The organism is Mycobacterium sp. GA-1841 (genome assembly GCF_001954135.1).
In the GTDB taxonomy this organism is placed as follows: Bacteria; Actinomycetota; Actinomycetes; order Mycobacteriales; family Mycobacteriaceae; genus Mycobacterium.
Genome location: NZ_MBEQ01000026.1, coordinates 1 through 1,025, shown reverse-complemented (window position 1 = coordinate 1,025; position 1,025 = coordinate 1). Strand labels below are relative to the sequence as shown.

The window sequence follows — 1,025 nt, the reverse complement described above, 5'->3', positions numbered from 1 at the left end:
GGTTCATGACCCCACAGTTCGTCGTCGCCAAAACCCAGATTCAGCCCGATCACCCCCTCGCGCGCCACCACCTGCGGCCGAGGCAACAACAACGCCGGATCCCCCACCACCTCCACATCCAGCCCCACCCCACCAAGCAACTCAGCACTACGCGGCCCACGCACCGACACCACCCGAAACCTCGAAAGCAACGGCACCCACCGCTTGAGCTCCGCACGCCCAGAACCGCTTCGGCGTCCATCGAAAATGGGGTCTTCCACCCCGGCGCCGATGGCATAGCTGCCCTGGCCATCGGTCATCGTCAGTCCCTGGCCCGCCAGCCGTCTCCAGTGACGTCGTCCGATCAGCGTGCCGCCGCCCACCACCTGGGCGGCGCGCCGCAACAACCGGCTTTGCCCCGTCAACACCGCCTGCAACCGCTCCCGCGACAACACCGGAAGATCGACAAACCGCGCCCCACTCAGCTGCCCACACACCGCTTGATAAATCGCGTCGTCACCAAGATTGCCCCGACCGTGCCAACCCAGATACCCCACCACCGGCGCGGGCCGGCGTGCCCCGGTCATGTGGCGGACAGTCCCAGGTGCCCGGCCAGCATCGAATACTGGGCCTGCAAACGCCGGCGCAACCCATCCACAGCAGCACCCGTGCGAGCCCGGATCGCCACCGAATCAGCCAACCCCGCCAACACCCGATCCACCACCACCGACCTGCGCACCTCATCAGTCCGCAACAACGACCGCTCATCATCAACCGACAACGCAAAATCACGACACTTCGGCTGATACTCCAACGAAATCACCGGCGTCGCAGACAACGCCGCCAAAATCCCCGCATGCAACCGACTCACAATCACTGCCGAACAACCAGCAAACTCACCCGCCGCAGCCACCGCATCCACCGGCCGCACAATCCGCGCACCCGTACCAGCCAACGCCAACTCCGTCCACCGCCGATCAGCCCCATTCATCAAGATCCCGACGAACTCAAACCCCCGCCCCGACAACTCCCGCACCGCCGCCGAC

Annotated in this window: 2 protein-coding genes; both read right to left on the bottom strand. The window is 65.5% G+C overall.

The window, feature by feature from the left end; all coding sequences use genetic code 11:
* Positions 1 to 566: polysaccharide pyruvyl transferase family protein (locus A5740_RS08070; RefSeq protein ID WP_175616198.1), on the bottom strand; the 566-nt coding region annotated here is incomplete at its 3' end.
* A complete protein-coding gene (locus A5740_RS08065) occupies positions 563 to 970 on the bottom strand; it encodes a polysaccharide pyruvyl transferase family protein (protein ID WP_371454734.1) in 408 nt (135 codons plus the stop codon). The genes A5740_RS08070 and A5740_RS08065, both read right to left, overlap by 4 nt.
* Between the last annotated feature and the right edge of the window lie 55 nt (positions 971 to 1,025).

Bases quoted from the DNA above. Each gene is read 5' to 3' on its own strand.
- A5740_RS08065 (WP_371454734.1), bottom strand. From the start codon at position 970: ATGAATGGGGCTGATCGGCGGTGGACGGAGTTGGCGTTGGCTGGTACG.